The organism is Pseudomonas corrugata (assembly GCF_001269905.1).
Classification (GTDB): Bacteria; Pseudomonadota; Gammaproteobacteria; order Pseudomonadales; family Pseudomonadaceae; genus Aquipseudomonas; species Aquipseudomonas corrugata.
The window spans coordinates 37,389-62,213 of sequence record NZ_LHVK01000002.1 but is presented as its reverse complement, the minus strand read 5'-3'; the positions used below and the strand labels follow the sequence as shown (position 1 = coordinate 62,213).

Annotated in this window: 12 protein-coding genes and 2 pseudogenes; 8 read left to right on the top strand and 6 right to left on the bottom strand. The window is 60.8% G+C overall.

Going from position 1 to position 24,825, the window contains the following annotated elements; translation table 11 throughout:
• Both AD665_RS00260 and AD665_RS00255 read left to right on the top strand, forming a co-directional pair.
• Positions 1–7,820: pseudogene (locus AD665_RS00260) on the top strand (LapA family giant adhesin); the annotation flags it as partial.
• Positions 7,821–7,941: 121 nt separating this feature from the next.
• The gene (locus tag AD665_RS00255; RefSeq protein ID WP_024780723.1) at positions 7,942–8,280 is read left to right on the top strand and encodes a hypothetical protein; all 339 of its coding nucleotides are present in this window, start codon (positions 7,942–7,944) and stop codon (positions 8,278–8,280) included.
• A gap of 136 nt (positions 8,281–8,416) precedes the next feature.
• Here AD665_RS00255 and AD665_RS00250 read toward each other — a convergent pair.
• The 3 genes and pseudogenes from AD665_RS00250 to lapG all read right to left on the bottom strand — a co-directional run bounded on the left by AD665_RS00250 (position 8,417) and on the right by lapG (position 12,000).
• Positions 8,417–8,748: pseudogene (locus tag AD665_RS00250) on the bottom strand (DUF6124 family protein).
• A gap of 667 nt (positions 8,749–9,415) precedes the next feature.
• Positions 9,416–11,362, bottom strand: a complete 1,947-nt coding sequence (gene lapD / locus AD665_RS00245; RefSeq protein WP_053190498.1) for a cyclic di-GMP receptor LapD — start codon at positions 11,360–11,362, stop codon at positions 9,416–9,418.
• A gap of 14 nt (positions 11,363–11,376) precedes the next feature.
• The gene (gene lapG / locus AD665_RS00240) at positions 11,377–12,000 is read right to left on the bottom strand and encodes a cysteine protease LapG (protein WP_231995073.1); all 624 of its coding nucleotides are present in this window, start codon (positions 11,998–12,000) and stop codon (positions 11,377–11,379) included.
• Between the two features lie 296 nt (positions 12,001–12,296).
• Between lapG and AD665_RS00235 the strand changes: the two genes are divergently transcribed.
• From AD665_RS00235 to AD665_RS00215, 5 genes are all read left to right on the top strand, one after another.
• Positions 12,297–12,986 (top strand): GntR family transcriptional regulator, encoded by a 690-nt coding sequence (locus AD665_RS00235; protein WP_024780879.1) that lies wholly within the window; start codon positions 12,297–12,299, stop codon positions 12,984–12,986.
• Between the two features lie 687 nt (positions 12,987–13,673).
• Entirely contained in the window at positions 13,674–14,450 is a 777-nt protein-coding gene (locus tag AD665_RS00230) for a DUF3050 domain-containing protein (protein WP_053190496.1), read from the top strand.
• The gene (locus tag AD665_RS00225) at positions 14,447–15,379 is read left to right on the top strand and encodes a diiron oxygenase (RefSeq protein WP_053190494.1); all 933 of its coding nucleotides are present in this window, start codon (positions 14,447–14,449) and stop codon (positions 15,377–15,379) included. Before AD665_RS00230 ends, AD665_RS00225 begins: the two co-directional genes overlap by 4 nt.
• A 10-nt stretch (positions 15,380–15,389) precedes the next feature.
• Entirely contained in the window at positions 15,390–18,926 is a 3,537-nt protein-coding gene (locus AD665_RS00220; RefSeq protein WP_053190492.1) for a non-ribosomal peptide synthetase, read from the top strand.
• Positions 18,927–18,957: 31 nt separating this feature from the next.
• Positions 18,958–19,422, top strand: coding sequence for an SRPBCC family protein (locus AD665_RS00215; RefSeq protein ID WP_024780875.1), 465 nt, complete (start codon positions 18,958–18,960; stop codon positions 19,420–19,422).
• Positions 19,423–19,616: 194 nt separating this feature from the next.
• Here the strand turns inward: AD665_RS00215 and AD665_RS00210 are convergent, their stop codons facing one another.
• Together AD665_RS00210 and AD665_RS00205 are read right to left on the bottom strand one after the other, a co-directional pair.
• Complete coding sequence (locus AD665_RS00210) at positions 19,617–21,497, bottom strand: methyl-accepting chemotaxis protein (protein ID WP_053190491.1); 1,881 nt, start codon at positions 21,495–21,497, stop codon at positions 19,617–19,619.
• Positions 21,498–21,790: 293 nt separating this feature from the next.
• Positions 21,791–22,864, bottom strand: coding sequence for a fatty acid desaturase (locus AD665_RS00205; RefSeq protein ID WP_024780873.1), 1,074 nt, complete (start codon positions 22,862–22,864; stop codon positions 21,791–21,793).
• A gap of 100 nt (positions 22,865–22,964) precedes the next feature.
• On the opposite strand from AD665_RS00205, the gene AD665_RS00200 reads away from it, so the two are divergent.
• The gene (locus AD665_RS00200; protein WP_024780872.1) at positions 22,965–23,969 is read left to right on the top strand and encodes an AraC family transcriptional regulator; all 1,005 of its coding nucleotides are present in this window, start codon (positions 22,965–22,967) and stop codon (positions 23,967–23,969) included.
• Between the two features lie 112 nt (positions 23,970–24,081).
• Here the strand turns inward: AD665_RS00200 and AD665_RS00195 are convergent, their stop codons facing one another.
• On the bottom strand, positions 24,082–24,768 hold the full coding sequence (locus AD665_RS00195) for a Crp/Fnr family transcriptional regulator (RefSeq protein WP_024780871.1): 687 nt from the start codon (positions 24,766–24,768) through the stop codon (positions 24,082–24,084).
• Positions 24,769–24,825: the final 57 nt, after the last annotated feature.

The following is a 24,825-nucleotide window of genomic DNA, read 5'->3' as shown; positions in this document are numbered from 1 at the left end:
AAACGCCAGTGACCGTGACCTTGAGCAACGGCTCGGTGATCAACATCGCAGCCGGCGAAACTACCGGCACCGTTGCGGTGAATACGCCTGCCAATGACGTCTACAACAATGGCAGCACCGTCAGCACCACCATCACCGGCGCAACCGGTGGCAACTTCGAAAACCTGGTACCGGACACGACGCCTGCGGTTACCACGATCACTGATTCGGTGGACACCACTGGCTTGACCTTGAGCGCCAGCGAGACCATCACCGAAGGCGGCCAGATCACCTACACCGCAACCCTGACCAACGCAGCGCAGACGCCAGTCACCGTGACGTTGAGCAACGGCTCGACAATCACCATCGCGGCCGGCGAAACCACCGGTACCGTTGCAGTCAATACACCTGCCAACGACGTTTACAACAACGGCAGCACCGTCAGCACTACCATCACCGGCGCAACGGGCGGTAACTTCGAGAACCTGGTCCCGGACACTACGCCTGCCGTCACCACGATCACGGACTCGGTGGACAGCACTGGCCTGACCCTGAGCGCCAGCGAAACCATCACCGAAGGCGGCCAGATCACCTACACCGCGACGCTGACCAACGCGGCGCAGACGCCAGTGACCGTCACCTTGAGCAACGGTTCGGTCATTAACATTGCTGCGGGCGAAACCACCGGCACCGTCGCGGTGAATACGCCTGCCAACGACGTTTACAACAACGGCAGCACCGTCAGCACCACCATCACCGGCGCAACGGGCGGTAACTTCGAGAACCTGGTTCCGGACACTACGCCTGCCGTCACCACGATCACTGATTCGGTGGATAACACTGGCCTGACCCTGAGCGCCAGCGAGACCATTACCGAAGGTGGTTCGATTGTTTACACCGCAACGCTGACCAACGCCGCTCAAACGCCAGTGACCGTGACCCTGAGCAATGGCTCGGTGATTAACATCGCTGCCGGTGAAACCACCGGCACTGTTGCAGTCAATACGCCTGCCAACGACGTTTACAACAACGGCAGCACCGTCAGCACCACCATTACCGGCGCAACGGGCGGTAACTTCGAGAACCTGGTTCCGGACACGACGCCTGCGGTTACCACGATCACTGATTCGGTGGACGACACTGGCCTGACCCTGAGCGCCAGCGAAACCATCACCGAAGGCGGCCAGATCACCTACACCGCGACCCTGACCAACGCCGCTCAAACGCCAGTGACCGTGACGCTGAGCAACGGCTCGGTGATTACCATCGCAGCCGGCGAAACTACCGGAACCGTTGCGGTCAATACGCCTGCCAATGACGTCTACAACAATGGCAGCACCGTCAGCACCACCATCACCGGTGCAACGGGCGGTAACTTCGAGAACCTGGTTCCGGACACTACGCCTGCGGTTACCACGATCACGGACTCGGTGGACAGCACTGGCCTGACCCTGAGCGCCAGCGAAACCATCACCGAAGGCGGCCAGATCACCTACACCGCGACGCTGACCAACGCGGCGCAAACGCCAGTGACCGTGACCTTGAGCAACGGCTCGGTGATCAACATCGCCGCCGGCGAAACTACCGGCACCGTTGCGGTGAATACGCCTGCCAATGACGTCTACAACAATGGCAGCACCGTCAGCACCACCATCACCGGCGCAACCGGTGGCAACTTCGAAAACCTGGTGCCAGACACCACACCAGCCGTCACCACGATCATCGATTCGGTGGACACCACTGGCTTGACCTTGAGCGCCAGCGAAACCATCACCGAAGGCGGCCAGATCACCTACACCGCAACCCTGACCAACGCAGCGCAGACGCCAGTCACCGTGACCTTGAGCAACGGCTCGGTGATCAACATCGCAGCCGGCGAAACTACCGGCACCGTTGCGGTGAATACGCCTGCCAATGACGTCTACAACAATGGCAGCACCGTCAGCACCACCATCACCGGCGCAACCGGTGGCAACTTCGAAAACCTGGTACCGGACACGACGCCTGCGGTTACCACGATCACTGATTCGGTGGACACCACTGGCTTGACCTTGAGCGCCAGCGAGAACATCACTGAAGGTGGTTCGATTGTTTACACCGCCACCCTGAGCAACCCAGCCCAAACCCCGGTCACCGTGACGTTGAGCAACGGCTCGGTCATCACCATCGCCGCCGGCGAAACCACCGGCACCATTGCTCTGGAGACATCGCCCAACGACGTCTACAACAATGGCAGCACGGTCAGCACTACCATCACTGGCGCCACTGGCGGCAACTTCGAAAACCTGGTGCCAGACACCACACCAGCCGTCACCACGATCATCGATTCGGTGGACACCACTGGCTTGACCTTGAGCGCCAGCGAAACCATCACCGAAGGTGGTCAGATCACCTATACCGCAACGCTGACCAACGCGGCGCAAACGCCAGTGACCGTCACCTTGAGCAACGGTTCGGTCATTAACATTGCTGCGGGCGAAACCACCGGCACCGTCGCGGTTAATACGCCTGCCAACGATGTCTACAACAATGGCAGCACCGTCAGCACCACCATTACCGGCGCAACCGGCGGTAACTTCGAGAACCTGGTGCCAAGCACCACGCCTGCGGTTACCACGATCACCGACTCGGTGGACACCACTGGCTTGACCTTGAGCGCCAGCGAAACCATCACCGAAGGTGGTCAGATCACCTATACCGCAACCCTGACCAACGCCGCGCAGACCCCGGTGACCGTGACTTTGAGCAACGGCTCGGTGATTACCATCGCCGCCGGCGAAACTACCGGCACCGTTGCGGTGAATACGCCTGCCAATGACGTCTACAACAATGGCAGCACCGTCAGCACCACCATCACCGGTGCAACGGGCGGTAACTTCGAGAACCTGGTTCCGGACACTACGCCTGCCGTCACCACGATCACGGACTCGGTGGACAGCACTGGCCTGACCCTGAGCGCCAGCGAGACCATCACCGAAGGCGGCCAGATCACCTACACCGCAACCCTGACCAACGCAGCGCAGACGCCAGTCACCGTGACCTTGAGCAACGGTTCGGTCATTAACATTGCTGCGGGCGAAACCACCGGCACCGTCGCGGTTAATACGCCTGCCAACGACGTTTACAACAACGGCAGCACCGTCAGCACCACCATCACCGGCGCAACCGGTGGCAACTTCGAAAACCTGGTACCGGACACGACGCCTGCGGTTACCACGATCACTGATTCGGTGGACGACACTGGCCTGACCCTGAGCGCCAGCGAGACCATCACCGAAGGAGGCCAGATCACCTACACCGCGACCCTGACCAACGCCGCTCAAACGCCAGTGACCGTGACGCTGAGCAATGGCTCGGTGATCAACATCGCCGCCGGTGAAACCACCGGTACCGTTGCGGTCAATACGCCTGCCAATGACGTCTACAACAACGGCAGCACTGTCAGCACCACCATCACCGGTGCCACCGGCGGCAACTTCGAAAACCTGGTGCCGGATACCACACCTGCGGTCACCACGATCACCGACTCCATCGACACCAGCACCGTTTCGCTCAGCGCCACGTCGACCATTGCTGAAGGCGGCACCGTCGTCTATACCGCTTCGGTCAACGCACCCGTGACCGATGCTCCGCTGGTTGTCACACTGTCGAACGGCCAGAGCATCACCATCCCGGTCGGCGCGAGCAGCGCCAGCGTGAATTTCGTCACGCCAAACGACGCCCTCGCCGGCGGCGACAACCTCAGCGTCAAGATCGATGACGCCAAGGGCGGCAACTACGAAAAACTCGATATCAACGACAAGCCAGCCAACACCACGGTCACCGATGTCCAAGAGGACACCGGCCTGAGCCTGAGCGCCACTGGCACGGTTGCCGAGGGTGGCCAGATCACCTACACCGCAACCCTGACCAATGCCGCCGGTACACCGGTCACCGTGACCCTGAGTAATGGCGCGGTCATTAACATCGATGCCGGCAAGACCACCGGTACCGTCACCGTCAACGCACCGAAGGACGATGTCTATCAGGATGCCGGTAATGTCCAGGCGACGATCCAGTCCGCTACCGGTGGCAATTTCGAGCACTTGGTACCGAGCACCGCGCCTGCGGTAACCGCCGTCACCGACACGGTCGATGACACCACCGTCAGCATCAGTGGCAGCTCGTCGGTCACCGAAGGCCAGGCCGCCACATACACCGTCAGCCTGACCAACCCGGCGCAGACCGAGGTGACCCTCAAGCTCGTCTACAGCGGCACCGCTGCCGACGGCACGGACTTCACTGGCGTCTACACCGTCAAGATCCCGGCCAATGCCACCAGCGCGACCTTCAACGTGGCGACGCTGGATGACAAGATCACCGAAGGCACTGAAAACTTCGTGGTCAAGATCGATTCAGCGACCGGTGGCAACTTCGAGCACCTGGCGATCAGCGCCACTAATGGCAGTGTCAGCACCTCGATCATCGACAACGATGCGCCACCGGTACTCGACCTGGACGCCAACAACTCCAGCGGCAAGACCGGAGCCGACTACCAAGTCACCTTCACCGAAGGCACCACCGGTCCGGGAGTGTCGATTGGCGATACCGATCTGAACATCACCGACCCGGACAGCACCATGCTGACCGGCGCTACCGTTGTGCTGACCAACCGTCAGCCGGGCGATGCGCTGAACCTGGGCAACAGCGTCAACGGCATCAGCATCAACGCCAACAGCACCAACGGCACCGTCACGTTGACGTTGTCGGGCAACGCGTCGCTGGCCGACTACATGCAGCAAATCAAGAACTTCACCTTCACCAACAACAGCGACGACCCGAGCAGTGTGCCGCGCATCATCACCGTGACAGTGACCGATGGCAGCAACGTCTCCAACACCGCCACCACCACTGTGAACGTGGTCGGGGTCAACGATGCGCCGGTTGCCACGGGAGGCGCGGTGACCGGTACCGAAGACACCTCGCTGGTCCTCGGCTGGTCGACCTTTGGTGTCAGCGATGTGGACAGCGCCGCCGCCAGCCAGGGCGTGAAGATCACCGGCCTGCCAGGCGATGGCAAACTGCAGTATCTGGACGGTGCGACCTGGAAGGATGTAACCAGCAACCAAACCTTTACCAAGGCTGACATCGACGGCGGCAAGCTGCGCTTCACACCGGACACCAACGAATCCGGCGCCAACGGCAATCCGACCGGTGTGGGCGATCAGAAGTCCGATTACGCACAGATCCAGTTCCAGCCCACCGACGGCCAGACACTGGGCAACACCGGCACCGTGAAGATCGACATCACCCCGGTGGCGGATGCACCGAGCCTGAGTGTGGCCGACAACAACGTGACCTCCACCGGGTTGATCAAGGAAGTCTGGACCAGCCTGTCGGGCCTGGGCACCGACGGCAGCGGCGCGCCGTCCGGCACGCTCAAGTCGGTGATCGATGCTGCCGGCACACCGAACAGCACCAGCACCGTGACCAACGTGCAGTCCGACAGCAACGTGAACGCCGGCACGGCCTCGAAGACATCGGGCCTGATCTATCTCGAAGCGGGCAAGACCTACACCTTCAGCGGCACCGGCGACGACAGTTTGCTGGTTACCGTCGGCGGCAAGGACGTGGCAGCCATCACCTGGGGCGCAGGCGGCCAGCTGAACGGTTCGTTCACACCGACCGCCAGCGGTTACTACACCCTCGATATCTATCATCACAACCAGAGCGGCCCGGGCAGCTATGACGTGAACCTGTCGGTCAATGGCGGCACGCCTATCGACCTGAGCGGCGCGGGTGTGCCGCTGTACACCAGCGTGACCGATTTGGCGAACGCCGGCGTAACCGTCTCGGACCTGCACGGCACCAACGGCGAAGGCTACTACGACGGCTACAAGCTCAACGAAGGCGCCGAAGGCACCAGCGTGCATCTGTCGAAGATCACCACCGCCCTGACCGACACCGACGGTTCCGAGAAACTGAGCGTGAAGATCGGTGGCATGCCCGAGGGCAGCGTGCTGACCGATGGCGCGGGCCACACCGCGACCGTGGGCAGCAATGGCGAAGCCACGGTCAGCGGCTGGAACCTGGGCAGCCTGACCCTGACGCCGCCGGCTTACTACAACGGTCACCTGGACCTGACCGTAACCTCCACGTCCACGGAAACCCTCGGCGGGTCGGCGGTGACCACCGCACACATCCCGGTCACCGTGTACCCGACGGTCTACAACGCCGTGACCGGGACTTCAGGCAATGACAACGTCACCGGCACCGATGGCAACGACATCATGGTTGCCGACATCGGCGGACTGACCGTCGTGCCGGGCGTCAACTACAACATCGCGTTCATGGTCGACAGCTCCGGCAGCATGAGTTCGTCGTCCATTTCCGCAGCCAAGAACTCGTTGACCCAGGTATTCAATACCCTCAAGCAGAGCCTGGGCAGCAACTCCGGGACCGTGAACATCTTCCTGGCGGACTTCGACAACCAGGTGAACAAGAACGTTGCGGTGAACCTCAATGACCCGAACGCGCTCACGCTGCTCAAGGGCGTCCTCGATTCGATGGTCTCCGGCGGCGGGACCAACTACGAAGACGTGTTCAAGACCACCGCGAACTTCTTCAACAGCACCCAGGCCCTGAGCAATACCGGCGCGAAGAACCTGACGTACTTCATCACCGATGGCCAGCCGACGCTCTACCAGTCCGGCGAACAGACCAACCCGACGCTGTACGGCACCGTCAAGCTCGATGACGTCTTGAGTGCGGCCAACTACTCCATTGGCAAGTACTACACCCAGACGATCGACAGCACGCACAAATACACCATCTACGAAAACGGCGACATGTACCTGTCGACCAAAAGCGGCAAGCATTGGGATGACAATTATGTCGGCACAGTGCACGCCGAGGGCAACGGCACCTTCGAGTTCTCCTACGTGGACGGTAGTGGATACGCCGACTCTTGGGCAGCGGCGGGTTCGAGCGCCAGCTTCACGCTGCTCAAAGGCTTGAGCAACGTCGAGGCCATTGGCCTGAACAATGACGTCACCCTGAACGACCTCAAGCCGTACGACTCGGATAGCACGCCGCAGACCAACATCGACCCGAACAACCTGGCCAACTCGATCATCGGCCACACCGAAGCGACCCTGCCGGGCGCGGATACGGTCAACGGTGGCGAAGGCAACGACATCCTCTTCGGCGACCTGGTGAGTTTCAACGGCGTCACCGGCGAGGGCTACCAGGCTCTTCAGGCATTCGTGGCCCAACAGAGCGGCGTGGACGTCAGCAAGGTCACCACCAGCAATGTGCACCAGTACATCACCGAGCATTACACCGCGTTCGACGTGTCCGGCGCCCATGACGGCAACGACACGCTGTTGGGTGGTGGCGGCAACGACATTCTCTTCGGCCAGGGCGGCAACGACTCGCTCAATGGCGGCAAGGGCAATGACATCCTGCTCGGCGGCACTGGCAACGACACACTGATCGGCGGTCAGGGTCATGACACGCTGATCGGTGGCCTGGGAGGCGATACCTTTGTCTGGCAGGCGGGCGACACCGGCAACGACGTGATCAAGGACTTCAAGGCTGCCGATGGCGACCGGATCGACCTGCGGGATCTGTTGCAAGGTGAATCCGGCAGCACCATCGACCACTTCCTGCAGATCAGCACGGTCGATGGCGTGTCGTCGTTGCAGGTCAGCACCACCGGCCAGTTCAACGGGGCCAACGGTGCATCGGCCGCGCCGGACGTGACGATCAAGCTGGAAGGCAACAACTGGTCGAACGTCAACCTGAACACGTTGATCGCCGGCAGTGACCCGACCATCAAGGTCGATCACAACAACAGCTGAACCTGATACAAAAACGGTGGCGAGGGAGCTTGCTCCCTCGCCACCGTTTTTGTGTTCATACTCGCGCTCAGTTGGCCTATGCTGCTCGGCATGACGCCGCTTAATCCATGAGGGATGCCCGATGTTTTATGTGCAACGCGATGCACAAGGCCTGCTGGTGCGCGTAGAAGCCATCGCCTATGCCGAAGCCACCGAAACCCTGCCGGCCGACAGCCACGAGATCCAGGACTGGTTCGCCAACCAAGCCGTGGAAAACAGCCTCAAACAACTCAAGCAAAGCGACCTGGAGATGATCCGGGTACTCGACGACCTGATCCAGGTGCTGACCAGCAAAGGCGTCATCCGCGTCACCGACCTGCCGCCTGCCGCCCAGGCCAAGCTGATGGACCGCAACCAGGCCCGGGAAGCTCTGGGCGGGCTGAGTCGATTGATCGATGATGATGAAAAGGGCTTGATCTAGGCGCCTGGACTGACGCCATCGCGAGCAGGCTCGCTCCCACAGTTGATCGGTGCTCACCGCAATAACCGGGGCAACATCAATCCCTTGTGGGAGCGAGCCTGCTCGCGATAGCGATCTTCAGTCCACCGAAAACCTCTCAGCCCGACGCCCGGGCTTCCAGCCGGTCCATCGCTCGCTCCACCAACAGATGCACCCCATCGGCCATCCGACTGATCGCCAGAATCACGCTGCGCCGTGAACTGTCGACATCGTCGGCAGGTCAGCGGCAATGGCGCTGATGGACAGCAAGTCTTCGGAAGCGTTGGCCAGCAGGGTTTCGGTATCGATGTCCGGAGCGACGACGAAGAGCTGACCGGATGGAGACTCGTCGACGGGTTTGGGCTTGAGGTAGTAGTCGAGGGCGCGTTGGGCGGCTTCGTCAAGTGCGTTGGAACTGTGTGAAGTGTGTTTCGTTTCCGCTGTTGTCATTGAGAACTCCTAAACGACTAGTAAGGAGCCTTTGCTACACAGCGAGTCCAAATGAGATCGCTGAATCGCATGGGCCGTTTCGCCCTAAACAGATATTTCGGGCTTGCACGCCCATATCACCGTTTTTTCAGTGACAAACCCAGACTAGCCGCGAGCCCGGCGCCGGACAAGTTCACCAACTTCGCTACAACTTGAAGGAAATCTCCTAGGACCTGGCTGCTCTCTGCATGACATCAAGGGCTAGGTTGTCTGGGCTGGCGTCATCGCGAGCAAGCTCGGCTCCCACAGGCCCGCTCCCACAAGGGGATCGAGGTCAGCCGCAAGAACAGACCGGCCATAAGGCCGCCTCGCCTTGCTTTTGCTCTGCTTTTGCTCTGCTTTTGATCTGAAGGCCCCATTAACCACGCTGGCCGAACGCAGGCATTGCGTAGTGGGCAACCCGGCATGGATGCCGGGTTAGCCGCGCTGGGCCATGGATGGCCCTTCGCGGCGGGCCCACGGAGCAATGCCGGAGTGAGGGAACACCTCGCCTTGGCGAGGTGCCGAGTGGTGGGGCGAAGACCTTTTGGTTACTTTTGGCTGGGCCGACATTCCGGGCGTCTGCCAAAAGTAACCCGCTGTAAGAGCGGAACCGCCAGCAGCCATTACCGCAGCAACGGATATGTACTCAATCCCAACGCCGCGGCCCCCCCACCAACTGCCCCTGCACCCCAAACACCCCCATCTCCCGAATCACCGCCAGCTCCCCCTCCGTCTCCACCCGCTCGGCAATCAACGGCAGGTCAATGCTATGGGCTGCCCGCTGAATCGCCTCAATGAACAAACGCTTGTCGCTTTCCTGATCGATCGCCCGGATATAACTGCCATCAATTTTCAGATAGGCCAACCCCAACCGCGCCAGGTTGCCGATCATGCTGAAACGCCCACCAAAACGCTGCAGGCTCAAGGAAAAACCAAGCTCACGCAAACGTCGAGTCAGTTGCTCCAGCACCGCCTGCTCGGGCAACTGTTCTTCACCGATTTCCAGGGTCAGGCGCGACCCGAGGTTGGAATGGGCCCGCAGGATCTCAAAGATTTTGTTCAGCGCCTGCGGGTCGGCCAGGGTGGCAGAGGACAGATTCAGCGCCAGGGCCTCCTCGTGCCCGGCCATTTGCCGCAGCACCTGCTCGAGCATCAGGCGGTCCAGGCGCGCCGTCCAGCCGAAGCGCTCCAGCCAAGGCAGGAAACGCCCAGCGGGAATGGTCTGGCCCTGATCGTCGAGTAACCGGGAAAGCACTTTGTAATGCAGCACCAGTTGAGTGTCCTGAGCGGCCACAACCGGTTGGAAGTACAGCTCGAACCGCTGTTTTTCCAACGCCCGGTCGAGCAGCGTATGCCAGGCATGATGATCGTCACCGACACTGGCCGACGCGCTGTGCTCCAGGCAGGCCCAGCCCGGCTCGCCCTGGCTTTCAGCCTGGGCCAGGGCCTGGTCGCCAAGCTGCAGCACCGCTTGCGGCGAGTCACCATGGACGAATGGCGCCAGCCCGATAGCAGCCACCGACGCCACGTCGGTCGCACCTGTGGCATGCAGGCTCGCCAGTGCGGTTTCGAGATGCTGCGCCAGTTGCAGCGCCTCCTCGCGCACCAGTCCCGGCGCCAGCACAGCGAATTCCCCGCCACGGATACGTGTCACCAGATTCTGGGTTTCCGGGTATCGGGCACACTCGCGCAACAACTGCTCGCCCACGGCTTTGAGCAATTGGTCGGTGCGCTGCCCACCCAAGCGCTGGTTCAAACCGGCCAGGTCCTGGACCCGCAACAACAACAGATAGCCGGAGCTGGCCTGCTCAGGGTTGCTCACCCGGGCATTGAGCTGCATTTCGAAATAACGCCGATTGGCCAGCCCCGTGAGATTGTCCTGGTAGGACTCGACCCGAAGCTTTTCACTGCGCTCGGCCTGCTCCTGAAACAACGCCTTGAGCTTCTCGACCATCTGGTTCATCGCCTGCACCACGCGACGCAGTTCAGGGGTACGCGGCAGCTCCGGCAGGCTCAGGAATTCGCGCCGGGCGATGGCTTGGGATTGGAGCACCATGTAATCCAATGGCTTGAGCTGGCGACGTAGCAGCAAGGCCCCCAGCACCGCGCTCACGGCACCGCACAGCAGCAACCACCCCAAACTGCCCAGTGCGCTCTGCCACAGCTTGGCAAGCGCGAACATGGGGTGGCTGACCACTTCGACACGTGCCGCCTGTTCCCAGCCACGGCTGACGATCGCATCGCCACCGGCCGGCTCCAGGCCGATGAGCTTGACGAACCACTGCGGCACGCTACCAGCGTCTGGAGTACCGGTGCGCTCGACCAGAGTCTTGTCGGTAGCCACATCGACCACACGGATGCTGGCGTAGTAGCCGCTGTCGAAAATGGAACTGACCATCAGCTCCACCATCGCCGGATCATCGATGTTCGGCGTCAGGGATAACGCCAGCGCTGTGGCCGCGTCCTGGGCGTGGGATCGCAGCTGATTGACGTACTGGGCCCGCGAGCTCTCCAGGCTGACCATGAAGCTGCCGCTGAAGGCAACCACCAGGAACAGACAGATAGCGATCAACAGTTGTTTGAACAAAGACATCTGAGCGCGTGCTCCTAGTTAGTCGTCTCGACCGGAAAACCTTCGGCCTGCATTTTCTTCAACACATCCTGCCACCGGGACAGGCGCTTGGTGTCGCTGACTTTCTTGTTGCCCTTGGCGCCCGGTAGCCACAGCCCTTCGGCATTGAAAGAGTAGACCGGCAACAGGTCGGTTCGCTGGCTGGCCGGCTGGATAGCGTCGATCAGGCTGTCGAGCACCAAGGGCATGGCCTCGGGCGTGGCGTAATAGGTGAGCACCATGTGCGCCCGGTTCTGTCGCAATGCCTTGACGTAGGTGATGCGCAGCTTGTCACTGGACACCCCGAGATGCCGCAGGCTGAAGTACTTGGCGATGGCGTAGTCCTCACAATCGCCGGCACCCTTCCATAAAGCCTGGATCGGGGTTTCCCAGTAATCGACCTCATGCCACAGATCGATGTCTTCCACGTAGCGCACCTGTTTGTTGAAGAACAGATTCACCACCTTGAGCTGCTCCAGCTCAGGCGTCTGCTTCTCGGTAGCCAGCAGATGCTGCCAGGCATCGATCCGTTGCTGCCCTTCGCCCAGCGACCCATACAGTGCCTGCGCCCTTCGGCTGATCTGCGCGAAGTCCCAATCGGCGTGCAGGCCACCCAGCATGAGGCCGGCCAGCAATAATGCCGAACACAGCCAGCGCAGGAACCTGAAGGCAGGGAAAGGTGCAGCCAAGGGAATGCGTCCAGAAAAGACCGTTGAGGGTTCGTGGGATGGTGAAGCCTGGCCCGGCAAAAGACAATGGCAAGGTGCAATCACCCAAGGCACGCTAAACTTTAGTTCAGGAACACTTTCGTTCAGGAACACTTTAGTTCAGGGACGCCAGTCATGAGGCTTTGACTGGCTGGTAATCTGTCACTAATGTTGGCATGGATCCAATTCGCTATTCAGGGTGCGTGGTCGTGACTAAGAAGCCCAAGCCGTTAAGCACTATCCAGGTCAATGGGCCCATCCCCGCTGCCCAGGCCCGTTCGATCATCGAGGGCGCCCTGCGCGAGGCTATCCTCGATGGACGCCTGCCCTGCGGCACGGCACTGCGCCAGCAGGAACTGGCCGACCTGTTCGGCGTGAGTCGCATGCCGGTACGCGAGGCGTTGCGCCAGCTCGAAGCGCAATCGCTGCTCAATGTGGTTCAACACAAAGGTGCCGTGGTCGCCCCGCTGATCACCAACAACGCCATCGAAACCTACGCGCTACGCGCGGTACTGGAATCGTTCGCCTTGCGTTTGTCGGTCCCTTTGCTCGATGCCGATGACCTGGCGCTGGCCGCCCACTACATCGAGCAGTTGGAAGCACAGACTGATCACGCCGAGATCGGCAAGCTCAATCGGCTGTTCCACATGTCGCTTTATCACAAGGCACCCAACAGCAAGTTGTTGGACCTGATCGAGCGCGAGCTCAATGAAGAGGAGCGCTTCCTGCGCTTTCATCTGTCGTCCATGGGGCTGGGCAAGCTGACCCAGGATGATCATCGCGCATTGCTTCAGGCCGTGAGTGCCAAAGACATCGATAGCGCGGTGACCCTGCTGGAGGGTCATCTGGAGAAAGCCTGCGTCACTATTCGACGGTACCTGGAACAATCATCCAACTGATCGTCCGCCGGCGACCCGGCCGGCGTATCACTTTCTTACATATCCTTCCTACCCGTCTTCCCGCCCACCTGAAGCGGCTTGGCCGTGTCTGCGACGCGCCGCCAGTTCAGTTCCATGGCACTGCCGTCGATTTGGGCTCACTCTTGCGCTTGTCGATTCAAAAAAAGACCTGAAGAAGTCAGCGCCTGGCTACAAACCAGGCGGATCGAAGCCATCACGCAAGGAGCGTCGCCCACCGGCGGGAGAATCGAATGTCCGACCGACGTCCCGCCCATAAAACACGAACTTCATTATTTCCCGTTCCCTGAAGTGCTCCGGGTGAGGCATTCACTCGAACTATCTATTCTGATCACTATAAATCGGAAGGAGCAACTTCGCCTCAATAAAACTTATCCAATAAGTCTTATTAAGCCTCTTCACGCCCAATAAAACTTGAACTTCAAATAATTAAAAAATTGCTTGCCGCCGAGTTGTTCCGTGTATTAATTTTTTCTACGTCGAGTTGTTATCGACGATCTCAAATTTCAATAAACACTTATAAAACAAGGCAATCATGCCTTAGCAGTGAAATAGCAGCACACACTTGCATGACTTGGGTAATTCATGGATTCCGGTTCAGGCACCCGCTCGCCTTATTAAAAATAACGAGCGCCCTACCGGACAAACATCATTGATGAGGACGTTCAAATGCAGCCAACCAAAGAACAACTTTTTTTGAAAAAACGCGAACTTGGCCAACATCCTGTTTTTTCCGAAATAACATCAATTGACCTGTTACGCCGCTTTATGGAAAGCCACGTTTTTGCCGTGTGGGACTTCATGTCGTTGACCAAGCGGCTGCAAAGGGAGCTGACCTGCGTTCATCTGCCCTGGTTACCACCAGCCGACCCGCACGCGGCACGCCTGATCAATGAAATCGTGCTAGGAGAGGAGTCCGACGATCGCCCCGGCGCAGGGTATTGCAGCCATTTCGAACTGTACCTGGACGCCATGCGGGAAGTCGGCGCGGATACTCGGGCGATTGAACAATTCATCACCCTGCAACAGGAAGGTGTCAGCCCCGAAACCGCCTTGGACAGCGTCGAAGTAGAACCCGCGGCGGCCCGCTTCGTTCGTCAGACCCTGCACACCGCCCTGCATGCCCCAGCCCACAGCGTGGCCGCCGCGTTCGTGCATGGTCGCGAGAGCGTCATCCCGCAAATGTTCCAACGCATGCTGAATGCCTGGGGCATCGGCCTGGATCAAGCGCCGACGTTTCGGTACTACCTGCAACGGCACATCGAAGTCGACTCCGAAGACCACGGCCCTGCTGCGGAGAAACTGCTGGCCCGATTGATCGACGGCGACCCGCAACGCGAAACCGAGGTGCTGTCCGCCGCGCTCGCCGCCGTCCACAGTCGGGCGGCCCTGTGGGATGGCCTGCGCCAGAGCATGACCCAACCGATCGCGCAGGTGACGCCATGAACGCCATCCAATACCAGTCCTTCGCCGACACCTGGGAAAGCCGCGCGACGATCCGAACCCGGCCACGGCGGCGGATCGAAAATGACGACAGACTGATCTTTCCCATGAGCCGGCAGCCTCTGGTGCACAGCCAGACCTTTCTCAGCCATTGCCCGCAGCTGCGCGATTACGCACTGGTGCAGAGCCTCTACAAGTTCATCAACGATGTGGTGATCTTCGAGACCGAACTGGTGGATCACACCGCCCGGCGCATCGCCAAGAATCGCTTCGGCATCGAGTTCCCGTTCGCCTGCCGCTACGACGCGATGACCGTGGTGGTGGACGAGGATTACCACGCGTTGGTGGCGATGGACTTCATGCAGCAGACCATCGACATGACCGGCATCGAGCCGATTCCGTTACCGACGCAGATCGAACTCAGCCGTGCGATACCGGCGACGCTGGCCCAGGCGCCGGCACACCTGCAAAGCGCCGTGGAGCTGATCTGCATCGCGATCGCCGAAAACACCGTGACCAACGAAGTCGCCGCATTTGCCCGGGACGACTCGGTCAAGGCATCGATCAAGGGACTGATGGCCGATCATCTGATGGATGAGGGCCGACATTCGGGTTTCTGGACGCGGCTGGTACAGATGTACTGGCGTGCAGCACCCGAAGAAGACCATGAAGCGATTGCCCGGTTGATGCCCGGCTTTATCGTCCAGTATCTGGCCAGCGATCTGCAGCAGGCCTTCGATTTCGAGCTGATCGCCCATCTGCCCGTCGATGAATCGGTGCGCCAGTCCCTGCGCGAAGAAGCCAGTGCGCTGGCCTACCCCATCAATCGCTTCCATCCATTGGTGGGCAACATCACCCGTTTTTTCCGTAGCAGTTCGATGCTCGCTTCCCCCTGCGTGCGCGATGCCCTGGCCGACTACCTGACCGCATGAGGAGCTGCCAATGAGACGCCTAGAAATTGCAGTGCCTGGCACCAGCCAGGCCATGGCCGAACTGGCCCAGGAACTTGAACTGCACGGCCACGGTGTCGTGACGACTCAAGCACCGGCGATCGACCTGTTGATCGACGACGGTACGGCGCCATGCGCCATTGAAGCCCGCTCACGCCTTGAGGTCCGCGTCGCGTTACGGACGGTGCCCGGCGAAGCCTTGCCGCAACCGGTCATTGTGTTTCGCGACGGCGCGCAGCGGCTGTTAAGCCAGGAGACAATTGACCCGCAAAGCGGCAATGGTCAGTCCTTGCGACTGCAGGCCCAGGCCGTGCTGGTTGAGGTCGGTGCAAGGCTGGTCAGCCAGTTATCCCGGGATGACACCGGCCTCGATCACTGGCCGACGGTGCAGGCCGACGCTGCCGAACACCCTTTACAGGGGCTCGACGCACTGGACGCGCTGGCTTTCGAGCATGGCCTCAACCGGCCGCCAGTGCCCTGGCTGCTGGCCGCCGCCGAAGTGCCGGTGATGCACGGCATCGAACAGCGCTTGCTCGATGATGCGGTATGTCCGGCACTGTTGGTCGAAGGCCAGCTCACGGACTACAAGACCTTGCGCACCCAGGCGCTGGGTTTGCAGCAGGCAATACTGGAACGGCTGGGATATGCAGAGTCTGTGGAAGCAAAACCTGCGGGAGCAAAGCTTGCCCGCGATACGGACACAGCGGTACCCAACCAGACCGAGTCATCGTTCATCGCGGGCAAGCCTTGCTCCCACAGGACTTGCACTCACAAGCCTAGCTCTCAAATGGTGATTGCGGTGTGTCTGCCTAAATCCGCGCCGTTATATGCGGCGATCCTGGCCGTGCTGGGCTGTGGCGCCGTGTACCTGCCGCTGGACCCGCAACACCCCGTGCAGCGTCGACGCTTCATCCTGGAAAACGCCAAGGCCGACCTGCTGCTGCACGATGGCGACAGCGACTTGGTCGATCTGCCCGTGCCCGCGCTGAACGTGCATCGGCTGCCAGTGCTCAAGCCGGGCATCCCCGTCTCGCTGATCCGTCGCTCAGTGGACATCGACGAACCGGCGGTGGCGATCTACACCTCCGGCACCACCGGTCAACCCAAAGGTGTGCTGCTCAGCCATCGCAACCTCAGCCACTTCTGTGCCTGGTACAGCGACTACGTCGGGTTACAGCGAGACAGTCGGGCGTTGCAGTTCTCCACCATCAACTTCGATGCATCGCTGCTGGATATCCTCCCAACCTTCATCCAGGGTGCATTGCTGGTAGTGCCCAGCGAAGACCAGCGCCGCGACCCGCAGCAACTGGTGGCGTTGATTCACCAGCAGCATGTCACCCACGCCTTTCTACCGCCTGCATTGCTGAGCGTGATGCCGCTGGAGGCACCACTGGGCCTGACACACCTGATCACCGGTGGGGACGTCTGCGAGCCGTTCGTGATCGAGCGGCTTGCGCCCCAATGCCGGTTCCACAACATCTATGGCCCGACTGAAACCACCGTGCTTGCCACCACACGGCAGTTTGGCGTGGGTGATAACAACCGCAACCTCGGCGTGCCCATCGCCAACGGTCGGGTACTGATCCTCGACGAACGGCTGCAACCGGTGCCCCAAGGCGTACCCGGCGAGCTCTATATCGCGGGGCCGGGCGTCGGCCTGGGGTATCTGCACGACCCGACGCTGACCGCCACGCGGTATCTTGACCTGTCCCTGCCCGGCGGTCAGAGGCTGAGGGTCTATCGCACCGGCGATATCGGCCAGTGGAGCGACAACGGCATCGAACTGTGCGGCCGGCGCGACAATCAGGTGAAGGTCCGGGGCTTTCGGGTCGAGCCAGAGGAAATCGAACATTGCCTGCGGGAGAGCCAGCTGTTCCGCCAGGTGGCCGTGGGTGTGGACGAGCGCCGACGGATCCTGGCGTTCCTGGTTCATCCCCGGGAAGATCGGCCCGGTGCCGCGCTCCAGGCGCTGCGCGAGCATGTGCAGGACACGTTGCCCAGCTACATGCACCCTGGCGCCTACATCGAGCTGCCCAGCCTGCCCTACACCAGCAACGGCAAGGTCGATCGCCGCGCCTTGCTCGCTCTGTCGGTGCAGGTCCAGGTCGGTGGCCAACGACGCCAGCCGCAGAATCCGCTGGAAACCCAGTTGCAGCAAGTGTGGGCCGAGCTGCTGGAACTGCCGGCCGAAGACATTGCCACCGACGAGAGTTTCTTCAACCTGGGCGGGCACTCGATCCTGCTGTCGCAACTGTTGCTGAGCATTCGCCAGACCTTCGGTCGCAGCCTGTCGATCAATCGCTTCATCGAAGCACCGACACTGATGACCTTGGCGAAGCTGCTCGACAGCAATGAACACAGCGACACATCGGCACTCAGTCCCCAGGCTCTCATCGATGCCGAAACCGAACTCCACATCGATCCACTGCCCATCAGCCAATGCGGTGACGTGCATAAAGTGGTGGTGACCGGAGCCAACAGCTTTCTCGGAGTGCACATTGTCGAGGCACTGCTGGCCTGGGGCGCCACCGAAGTCGCCTGCCTGGTGCGCGCGTCCGCCGGACAAAGCGCGGCGGAACGCTTTTCCCAGGCACTGCAGGACAATCGCCTGACTCATCTGGACCTGAGCCGGGTCAGCGTCTATGCCGCCGACATCACCCAGCCACAATTGGGTTTGCCGGACGACGTCTATGCCCGTATCGACCGTACCTTCGGCGCCCTGGTGCACAACGCCGCCCACGTCAATCACGTGCTCGACTACGAGTCCCTGGCGCGGGACAACGTGGAGCCGATCTTCGAATGCCTGCGTCTGTGTGAAGGCCGCAGCAAGAAGATCTTCAACTTCGTCTCCACGCTTTCAGCCTCCAGTGCCTTGGGCATCGACGGCCAGGTACTGGAACAACCCGCCGCACCGACGCCACCGATCTACATCAAGAACGGCTACAACCTGTCCAAATGGGTCGGCGAACGGATCCTGCAACGGGCACGGGATCGCGGGGTGTGGGTCAACCTGTTCCGCCCGGGCAACATCAGTTTCAACAGCCTGACCGGAGTCTGCCAGCCCCACAAGAATCGCTTGATGCTGATGCTCAAGGGCTCGATCCAGCTGGGCCAGGTGCCGGATCTGTCGCTCAATTTCGACCTGATGCCGGTGGACTTCCTGGCCCGTTTCATCGCCTTCCACGCCAGCCGCTACCAGCCGACGCAAGCGGTGTTCAACCTGCACAACCCCGAGCCGTTGAGCTGGGACGCCTATGTGGCGTCGTTCCGCGACAGCGGCCGGGAGTTTTCCCTGGTAAGCGTCGCGGACTGGCAACGGCAACTGGGTCGAGTCGATGCCAACAACGCGTTGTTCGGCGTGCTGGGGTTTTATCTCAACGGGTTTGAAGAAGACATCGGCGACATCTCGATGATCCGCCATGACAACGCCCGGACCGGGGTGCGGCAGATGGGCGCCTGCTACCCGGAAAAATCCCCGGCCCTGCTGCGGCGCGGTGCCGACTACCTCAAAGCCATCGACTTCATCTGAAGCAATCCAACCCGAAGCAAGGAGCAAGACCATGAATGCATTTCAACCCGACACCCTGATCAGAAATCCTCAAGCCTGCCAAGTCGAAACCTCGGTGGAGGTAGCGGCCGACGCGGCACAGGTCTGGGCACTGGTGGGCGACTTTGGAGGTTTCAACCGTTTCATCCCGGCGCTCGAGCGTATCGAAATGACCGGCGAGGGCGTGAGGTCCCTGCGCAAGAAGTTCTTTGTCGACGGGCAGAACCTGGTGGTGGAGCAGCTCAACAGCCGTGACGACCAGGCCATGCACATGACCTGGACACTGATTTACAACACCTTGGGCATCGACAACCTGTGGGCTGCCATGCGCGTCGAGCCCCTGGCAGACAACCGTTGCCGCGCCACCTGGACCATCATCGCCGACCACACCGACGCCCATTCACCATCGGGGTTCAGGGACTTCCTGCAAGGCTTTGCCGATGAGGCGATGGGGAATGTGCAGAAGATGTTCGCCTAGGTAGTCCCCTTGTGGGAGCGAGCCTGCTCGCGATAGCGCCGGGTCAGTTGGCGATGAGGTTGGCTGTGCCGCCGTCTTCGCGAGCAGGCTCGCTCCCACACTGGGTTCCGAGCGGCTGCAAAATCCAGACTCACCCCAAATCCCCTGTGGGAGCGAGCCTGCTCGCGATGGCGGCAGTACAGCCCCCGCGCCTGTCAGATCTTGAAGCTGTCCACCAGTTGCTTCAGCCGGTTGGCCTGTTGGGACAAGGCGTCGCAATCCTTCAGGGTTTCATTGAGGTTGGCCACGCTTTGCTGGTTCAGCAGGTTGATATGGCTGACGTCCATGTTGAGGGTTTCCACCACGGCGCTCTGTTCTTCGGTCGCGGCGGCCACCGACTGGTTCATGCCATCGATTTCGCCGATACGCTGCGTCACGCTGACCAGCCGCAGACCGGCCTGGTTGGCAACTTCCACGCTTTCTTCGCTGGACGCCTGACTGGCGTTCATCGTGGTTACCGCTTCACGGGAGCCGACCTGAAGCGAAGTGATCATCTTATGGATTTCTTCCGCCGACTCCTGGGTGCGGTGCGCCAGGTTGCGCACTTCATCGGCCACCACCGCAAAACCACGTCCGGCTTCACCGGCACGAGCGGCTTCGATGGCGGCGTTCAGGGCCAGCAGGTTGGTTTGCTGGGAAATACCTTTGATCACATCCAGAATGTGCCCGATGTTATCGGTGCTGGCGTTCAGGGTTTCGATCTGGGTGCAAGAAAGGCTGATTTTCTGCGACAGCTCGGTCATGGCCTGAATGGTTTTTTCCACCACCTGACGACCGTCATCGGCCTGCTCGCTGGCACCACTGGCCTGTTGCGATGCGTCCGCGGCATTGCGGGCGATTTCCTGGGTCGCGGCGCCCAACTGGTTGATGGCCGCCGCCACGCTGTTGGTGCGGGCGCTCTGTTCATCCGAGCCGACGAGTGAAGCGTTTGACGACGTCATCACGCGCTGCGACAAGTCATGCACATGTCGGGTGGCGGAAGACACTTCGGAGATCGAGGCGTGGATCCGCTCCACGAACTGGTTGAACGAGCCGCCCAACACCGCGAACTCATCTTTGCCCTGCACGGCCAGACGTCGGGTCAGGTCGCCTTCGCCCTGGGCAATGTCCTGCATGGCACGCCCCATGGTGGTCAGCGGACGCATCAACACCTGAATCAACAGGCTCAGCAGCAACGCGATGGCCGCGACCGCGACAAACATCGCAATCAGCGCCGAAGTGCGGAACTGGCTCAGCGGCGCATAGGCCTTGTTCTTGTCGATCGACAAACCGATGTACCACTCGGCGCCCGGCAGGCCGGTAACCGGTGTGAACGAGAGAATACGATCCTGCCCGTTCAGCTCGACGTCCTGGATACCTTTGCCAATGCGCACAGGCGTATCGGGATAAATATCCTTGAGGTTCTTCATCACCTGGTCCTTGTCCGGGCTGACGATCACCTGACCGTCACCGCTGACCAGGAAAGCATGGCCGATGCCACCGAAGTCCACCGAATTGATGATTTTCACCAAGGTATCCAGGCTCAGGTCACCGCCCACCACACCCAGCAACTCACCGCTTTTTTTCACCGGCAGGGCAATAGTCACCACCAGCCCGCCAACGGCAGCCGAATAGGGCGGGGTCAGCATGGTTTTATCGGCGGTCACCGCCTGTTTGTACCAAGGGCGCTGACGCGGGTCGTAGCCGTCGGGCATTTTTGCGTCGGGGCGCTGGGTGAAGACACCGTTGGCCTGGCCCACGTAGGTGAACTGGAAATTCGATGTCAGCGCCGGCTGGTCGACCAGCCCCGCCAGATCGGCGGTAGCCCCCTGGTGTGCGATGTTCTGCGCCAGGTTTTCCAGCACCAGGATGCGACCGCTCATCCAGTTCTGGACGCTGCTGGCCGTCAGGTCACCGGATTGTTCGATGGAGGACTCAAGGCTGCGGCCGATGGTGTTTCGCTGCAGATAGTCGTTGTAGAGGGTGAACAGGGCAAAAGCCAGAACTACCACACCAGAGGCGGCTAGAAGGATTTTATGGCTGAATTTCAAATTCATCGAAGAGGCTTCTTATGCAGGGAGTGGGGGTGCATTCCGGTTGCAACGTTCACATGACAGCGCGGGCAGGACTTGTGGTCTGCTCCACTTTGGTGCACGCATATCAGTCTGTCGGCAAGCCCCGGGAAAAAATTAGGCTTTTTTGGGATGGCCCGACGAGAGGATGAGCGTAGTCGTTATGCACCCGCCCGCCAGGGCTGCTGCATGGCCAACAGGCGCGACCTCAGTGGCAAAGGGAATTGCTCCCTCGCCACGGACTATGGGTCTATCGACGACGTGTGAAAAAAGCCACCTCAACCCTGAACAGCACTCACCGCTTCCTGCCTCGGTTTATCCTCGCCTACAAACCGGTTCGCCCGGCCAAAGGTGCCGAAGTCATTGAACCGCACACCCATCTTGCGCATCACCTTGTGAGCCACCGGCACCGTCAGTTGACGGATGTAGAACGGCTCCTTCACCGCAAAATGATGAATCCCGTGACTGCTGCCGAAGTTGAAGCAGAATGCCTGCAACGGCCACAGCCACCACGGGTTGAGCACCTGGGTTTGCTGGATGACATTGCCCGGTTCGACGTCGCCGTAGTAATGCATGTTGGAACTGATGAAGTGCAGGCAGAAGGTGCGCAACACGTTTGGGCCGATGATCACCACTGCCGCGATGTCGATCACGTGCATCATCGCCAAGGTGTTCGCCGACCAGTCAATCGACGTGCCAAACAGGCCGGCGACGCCATTGGCCCCGTGGAACCCGAGAAACACGTACCAGGCCCCCCAGTGCAGCAACGCCAGCGGGAAATACACTTTCAGCGTGCGTTTGAGGATGCTGCGCCTGTGCGCCCAGGTCCTGGCGCGCAACAAGCGGATGAAGGCCGACATCACGTTATCGCCAACCATCAGCAACCGTGCCAGCCCCCAGGGTTCGCCGTTGGTGATGGCCCGTTCTTCCAGGTCGGCCTCGGTGCCGGACATCTTGTGATGATTGAGGTGCAGATGACGGCGGATCCACGGGTTGATGGTGCTCGGCCGCGCCAGCCACACCAGCCCCATCATCACGTTGTGGGGCAGGCGCTGCTTGCGAAAATACATGCTGTGGATCAGGTCATGCTCCAATTCGTGGGTCAGCGAGGCAAAAAAGGCGTTGAGCAGCAGGCACGCCCAGCCGACCAGGTGGCCATTGATGTAGAGCAGCGCCGATCCGATCATCCCCGCCAGGGCGAACGTCAGAATGCCCGCACCCAAGGCATCCTGATGGAGCAGAATCGGGTAGCGTCTGCGCAATTCTTCGCCATGGGCCAATACCACTTGGCGAATATGGGCGGATCGTTGTTGTGCATTCAATCGCTCGGGACTTGCGCTACGGCCATGCATGGCTTAAATCCTCTGTTAGAGATGTGCTCATCCTGACCAGCGTTGCTGCGCAGGGTGGTAGCCGCAGACGCCAACCTGTTGACCGCAAGCGCCAATCGCCATGACTGAACCTACCACCCTCGCCAGCTGGACCCGCGCCCTGCGCAAACAGCTCGATGCGCTGGGCCTGGATGGCCACGCCTTGTGCCTTGAGGCCGGGCTCGACCCACAGTTGATGGACGATCCGAACGCCCGCTACCCGCTTTCAGCCACCACCCGTCTATGGGCATTGGCGGTGCAAGCCAGCGGCGATCCGGCAATCGGCCTGCGGGTGTCACGCTTCGTAAGTCCCACGACATTTCACGCATTGGGTTACGCCCTGGTGGCCAGCGGCAGTCTGCGCGAAGTATTCGAGCGCATCGTGCGCTATCACCCGGTGGTCAGCGACGCGCTGACGCTGCAACTGACCCGTTGCGAGGACCGCTACCGTTTCACCCTTGATGTGCCCCAGGGCCGCCCTATGCCGGCTTTCGAAGCCATCGACGCGTTCGCTGCGATTTACGTGCGCACCTGTCGCAATCGCCTGGGTCGCGACTACGCACCATTGGCGGTTTACCTGCGGCGCCCTGAACCGGCAGACCCTGCACCGTGGCATAAGGTGTTCCGCTCGCCGGTGCATTTCGCCGCCGAACACGATTATCTGGAGTTCAGCCTTGCCGATTTCGACAGCCACCTGGACGATGCCAACCCGGAGCTGGCCGAACACAACGAAGCGGTGCTCAAGCGCACCCTCGCCCACCTCCAGCCACTGACCTGGGAGCGCAAGGTGCGCGCAGCCATCGAGGCCCAATTACCCGAAGGCGAACCCAGCGCCGAACGCATCGCCCAAGCCATGCACCTGAGCCTGCGCAGCCTGCAACGACACCTGGCTGATGAAGGCTGCCGCTTCGACGCGCTGCTCAACGAGTGCCGGGAAAACCTGGCACTGCTGCACCTGCGCGATCCCCAATGCTCGTTGAGCGAAGTCGGCTACCTGCTGGGGTTTGCCGATGCCAGCAGCTTCAGCCGCGCGTTCAAGCGCTGGACCGGAATGACGCCCGGGCAGTTTCGGGAGGGGTTGCGCTAGCAGGGCTGGCCTCATCGCGAGCAGGCTCGCTCCCACAGAGATGCACGGCCAATACAGACTCAATGTGGGAGCGAGCCTGCTCGCGAAAGCGATGGATCAGTCGATACCGCACTCAGACCAGTGTCATCTCCCGCAACCGCCCCATATCAAGGATCTCGATCTCGCCATAACCGAGGTGAAGAATGCCTTGGGTCTGCAGATCCTTGAGGATCTGGTTGGTGGTCTGGCGTGACAGCGAGAGCATCAGGGCCAGTTGTTCCTGGGACAGTTGCAGGACCTGTCGCGCCGATTCGATCTCGCCGTAGCCCTCGGCGATCAGCAGCAGGCGATGGGCCGCGCGTGCCGGAGCAGGCATCAGGCTCAGCTGTTCGAGGTTGATGAAGGCCAGGCGCAGCTTGTGGCTCATCAGTAGCGCGAGGTACCGCCAGTAGACCGGGTGTTGTTCCAGGAAGGCCAGCAACGTCGCCTGGGGTGCGTGCAGTAGCGTGCACTGCCCCACGATAACTGCATCGTGGGTACGCGGCTGGCCATCGAACAGGCAGATTTCACCGAACCAGTGAGGTGCCTCTACCACGCTCAACAGCGCCTCCTTGCCTTGCTCGCTCACCGAACCGACCCGCACCGAACCTTCGAGAACAGCATACAGACCGCACGGTGGATCGCCGCGCTGGAACAGCCGATGTCCTGTCGACAGGCGCCGCACCCGTGACATGCCCAGCAGGCTATTCTGCAATTCAACAGGCAGATGGCTGTACCAGTGTCCGGCCATCAGGTGCGAATGCCAGGGGTGCGAATTCATGGAAACTCCGGGAAGTGTCGGCTAACTGACAGAACACCTTATGGGACCTGGGCATCA

What these genes read in the sequence shown, in the direction of transcription:
- AD665_RS00215 (WP_024780875.1), top strand. Translation starts at nt 18,958, where the DNA reads ATGAATGCATTTCAACCCGACACCCTGATCAGAAATCCTCAAGCCTGC.
- AD665_RS00200 (WP_024780872.1), top strand. Translation starts at nt 22,965, where the DNA reads ATGACTGAACCTACCACCCTCGCCAGCTGGACCCGCGCCCTGCGCAAA.
- lapD (WP_053190498.1), bottom strand. Translation starts at nt 11,362, where the DNA reads ATGTCTTTGTTCAAACAACTGTTGATCGCTATCTGTCTGTTCCTGGTG.
- AD665_RS00205 (WP_024780873.1), bottom strand. Translation starts at nt 22,864, where the DNA reads ATGCATGGCCGTAGCGCAAGTCCCGAGCGATTGAATGCACAACAACGA.
- AD665_RS00220 (WP_053190492.1), top strand. Translation starts at nt 15,390, where the DNA reads ATGAGACGCCTAGAAATTGCAGTGCCTGGCACCAGCCAGGCCATGGCC.
- lapG (WP_231995073.1), bottom strand. Translation starts at nt 12,000, where the DNA reads ATGCTGGGTGGCCTGCACGCCGATTGGGACTTCGCGCAGATCAGCCGA.
- AD665_RS00230 (WP_053190496.1), top strand. Translation starts at nt 13,674, where the DNA reads ATGCAGCCAACCAAAGAACAACTTTTTTTGAAAAAACGCGAACTTGGC.
- AD665_RS00195 (WP_024780871.1), bottom strand. Translation starts at nt 24,768, where the DNA reads ATGAATTCGCACCCCTGGCATTCGCACCTGATGGCCGGACACTGGTAC.
- AD665_RS00210 (WP_053190491.1), bottom strand. Translation starts at nt 21,497, where the DNA reads ATGAATTTGAAATTCAGCCATAAAATCCTTCTAGCCGCCTCTGGTGTG.
- AD665_RS00225 (WP_053190494.1), top strand. Translation starts at nt 14,447, where the DNA reads ATGAACGCCATCCAATACCAGTCCTTCGCCGACACCTGGGAAAGCCGC.
- AD665_RS00255 (WP_024780723.1), top strand. Translation starts at nt 7,942, where the DNA reads ATGTTTTATGTGCAACGCGATGCACAAGGCCTGCTGGTGCGCGTAGAA.